This is a genomic window from Corynebacterium sp. (assembly GCF_012837295.1).
Lineage (GTDB): Bacteria > Actinomycetota > Actinomycetes > Mycobacteriales > Mycobacteriaceae > Corynebacterium.
The window spans coordinates 1-3,349 of the sequence record NZ_DURI01000058.1; the positions used below are offsets into that span (position 1 = coordinate 1).

Below are 3,349 nucleotides of genomic sequence, written 5' to 3' on the forward strand. Positions count from 1 at the left end.
GCACCATTCGGTGCGGGGGTCGGTTTCGTTGTGGGGGGGCTCGGGGTCCGGGCTCCGGCCGGGCATCATTCGGCGGTCGACGTCGCCTGTTCTCCGGAGTTCTTCCGTGCGCTCGTCGCCAGCAGGGCCAGGCCGACGAGGATCCAGCCGAGCAGGATCCACCAGCTGCCGTGGGTGCCGGCGCCGTCGAAGAAGGCGATGGATCGAACCAGGTTTCCGGTCGCGCCGATCGGGAGCCACTGGCCGAAGGTGGCCCAGCCGGCGGGCAGCCACCAGGGCCCCGTCGCGAGGCCGGACAGCGGGTTGGCGATGAAGATCGTCAGTGCCGCCGTCAGTCCGATGCCGGCGGTGCCGAGCAGTGAGCCCGCTCCGACCGTGAACAGGGACAAGGCGGCGATGCCGGTGGCGATGGCGGTGGCTTCGAGCCAGAAGTTCCCGGCCAGGGTGCCGTAGCCGAAGTGCAGGATGGCCGCTGCCACGAAGCCTCCGAGGATGCTGACCGACAGCGACGTCGCGAGCTGCATGGTCGGGCGACGCTTGAGCAGGAACGTGATCGCCGCGCCGGACAGCAGTCCGCCGAATGCGAGGGGCAGCGCGAGGGTGGCGATGCCCGCGGCGGTCGGGTCGTCGGCCGTGGTGGGTGCGAGGTCGACCGTGTCGACCTGCTGTCCGGTGGCTTCGAGTGCTCCGGCGACGGGCGTCAGAATCTGCGCATATGGCGTTCCGTTACCGTCGGCCGTGTAGGCCGTGGCACCTTCGGCATCGACGACGATGCCGCCGACGGCTTCTCGTTCGAGGATCGCGTCTTCGACATCCTCCCGGGACGTTGCGGTCGTGATGTCGAACGCGTCGGGGGAGCGCTGGGTCAGGGAGTTCGTGAGTTGCTCGGTGACGGGCGCCGGCGCGGAGACGGAGATCGGCAGGTTGTTCGGGCCGGATGCGAGCGTCGGTGCAAGGAACGCGAAGAGCATCAACGCGATCGCGATGGGGATGGCGACGATGAGGGTTGCGGCGATGGCCTTGGGTGGGCGCTTGCTCGATGTTTCGTTCGTGGTCGGGGCGGTCACCGGGACTCCTTGGATGCGAGGTGGGGTATCGGAGGCCGAGGTTTGCCGCCCCAACACTAAGTGGAACGGAAAACTCCGGTTCATAACTGGAGCATAGCGTTCCGCTAATGTGGAACGCAATACTCCGTTTGTTGGACGGGGCCACCGGCTCGTCACCGCGGTGATCGCGATTAGAGCGTCGGGCCCCTCGGACGGAAACGGAATGGGCGACGATGGGAGACAATGGAGCAATGAGAGCGGACGCCAGCAAGAACCGGGAGCGCATCATCGCGGCGGCGCGCACGTTGCTCGCGCGCGATGGTCTTGACGTTTCCTATCGAGCCCTCGCGGAAGAAGCCGGCGTCGGGGTGGCCACGGTTCATCGCCATTTCCCGGATCGCGAGGACCTCCTCTTCGCCATCGCCCGTGACAACCTCGAGTTCGTGCGCGTCATCGAGGAGCGGTTCCTGCCCATGTGGGCCGAGGACCCCGAGGGTGCCTGGCGGGGAGTCATCGCGGCGATCGCGGATTCGGATTTGCCGGCTCTCGGCGAGTCCGTCTTCAGCGACGACGGTCTGACGGAGGAGTTCGTGGAGCAGATGGAGCCGATGCGTCGGCTGGTGGGGGAGTTCATCTCGCGGCTGTTGGATCGTGCCGCCGCCGATGGGCTCATCCGCGACGACGTCGATGCCCCTCAGTTCATGCTCGCCTTGTTCAGCGTGCTCCGCCCGTGGTCTGACGCGGTGTACGCCGTGGTGCCGGGGCACCGTGAGTGGATGATCGACATGTTCGTCCGGGGCCTGCGGCCGTAGGGCGGCGTCGGTGCTTGACGACGAACCGGCCCCCGCACCAGTTCGGTGCGGGGGCCGGTTTCGTCGTTCGGTTTCGAGGTCCGGGGTCTCCCGGGCGCCTGGGCTCCCGTGTGACTTCCCGTGCTCCATCCCTTATTCCTTCACGGGCTCGATGGGGTTGCCCTGCCAGCGGGTGCCGGCGGGGACGACGTCGCCGCGCATGACCAGCGACGCCGGGCCGATCGTGGTCGACTCGCCGAGGCGGGAAGCCGGCAGCGCCACGGAGTGGGGGCCGAGGGTGGCGCCCGGGGCGAGCTCGACGGTGTCGAGGCTCATGACGCGGTCCTGGAACAGGTGCGTCTGCACCACGCAACCGCGGCCGACGGTGGCGCCCTCGCCGATGCGGCACAGGTCCGTCTCCGGCAGCCAGTAGGACTCGAGCCAGGCACCGTGGCCGACGTCGGCGCCCAGCCAGCGCATCGCGCGGTTCAGGCCGCCGGTGCCGGTGCCGGGCACCAGGTACCAGGGCGCGGCGACTGTCTCGACGAAGGTGTCCTGCAGCTCGTCGAGCCACACGAAGCGGCTCCACAGGGCGTGCTCGCCCTTCTCGTGCGTGCCCACGCAGATCCACTTCATGGCCACGGTGATCAGCATCGCCAGCATGCCCGCGATGAGCAGCACCGGCGAGCCGACGAACCACGCCGCCGCCAGGCCGAGCACGGTCGCGAGCAGAACGTCATCGTCCACGCCGACCATGCCGTCGGCAAGCGCGGTGATGCCCACCGCGGCGCCCTGCATCGCCAGCAGCACCAGCAGGGCCAGGGCGAGCGAGGTGATCGGCGCCAGCAAACGCAGCGTTTCGACGGCCCCGCGGGCGGCCTTCACGCCGGCGCCCGGGCGATAGGTCAGATCCTCGCCGCCGTCGACCTCGACGGCGACGCGGCGCAGTCGCTCCGGCGGGGAACCCCACCAGTTCGAGCCGGCTTTGGCCTTCTTCGGCGTCGAGGACAGCACGGCCACCAGGGAGTTCTTGCCCAGCTTGCGGCCCGGACCGGCGATGCCGGAGTTGCCCAGGAAAGATCGGCGGCCGATGCGGGTCTCCTCGAGCAGCAGCCAGCCGCCGCCGAGCTCGTAGCCGCCGACCATGGTGTCGTCGGCGAGGAAGGACCCTTCGCGGATGTCGGTGAACTTCGGCAGCACCACCGCGGTGGAGATCTCCGCGTCGCGGCCGACCTTCGCGCCCAGCGCCCGCAGCCACCACGGGGTCAGCTGCGAGGCGTACAGGGGGAACAGATCGGTGCGGGCGGCGTCCATGAGCCGTTCGGTGGCCCACGCCTGCCAGCCCACGCGGGAGCGGACGGGGTGCACGCCGGCCTTCAGCCCGATGGACAGCAGGCGCACGAGGATCAGCGTCAACAGCGCGTACACCGCCACCGCGGCGATCGCCGCAGGCGCGGTCCACGCCAGGGCCAGCCCGATGGCGCCGGGCCAGGTCGTCGCGGAGGCCGCCCC

The 3,349-nt window shown here is 69.7% G+C and carries 3 protein-coding genes; 1 reads left to right on the plus strand and 2 read right to left on the minus strand.

Features of this window, described 5'->3' with window-relative positions; translation table 11 throughout:
- Positions 1–65 precede the first annotated feature (65 nt).
- Entirely contained in the window at positions 66–1,067 is a 1,002-nt protein-coding gene (locus tag GX015_RS02020; RefSeq protein ID WP_291342401.1) for an ABC transporter permease, read from the minus strand.
- A gap of 230 nt (positions 1,068–1,297) precedes the next feature.
- Here GX015_RS02020 and GX015_RS02025 point away from each other — a divergent pair, with 230 nt between their 5' ends.
- Positions 1,298–1,858 carry a TetR/AcrR family transcriptional regulator gene (locus GX015_RS02025; protein WP_291342403.1) on the plus strand — a complete coding sequence of 187 codons (561 nt, stop codon included), beginning with the start codon at positions 1,298–1,300 and terminating at the stop codon, positions 1,856–1,858.
- A 132-nt stretch (positions 1,859–1,990) separates the two neighbouring features.
- Here GX015_RS02025 and GX015_RS02030 read toward each other — a convergent pair.
- A partial coding sequence (locus GX015_RS02030) for a Pls/PosA family non-ribosomal peptide synthetase (protein WP_366926217.1) occupies positions 1,991–3,349 on the minus strand: 1,359 nt, incomplete at its 5' end.

What these genes read in the sequence shown, in the direction of transcription:
- GX015_RS02025 (WP_291342403.1), top strand. Translation starts at nt 1,298, where the DNA reads ATGAGAGCGGACGCCAGCAAGAACCGGGAGCGCATCATCGCGGCGGCG.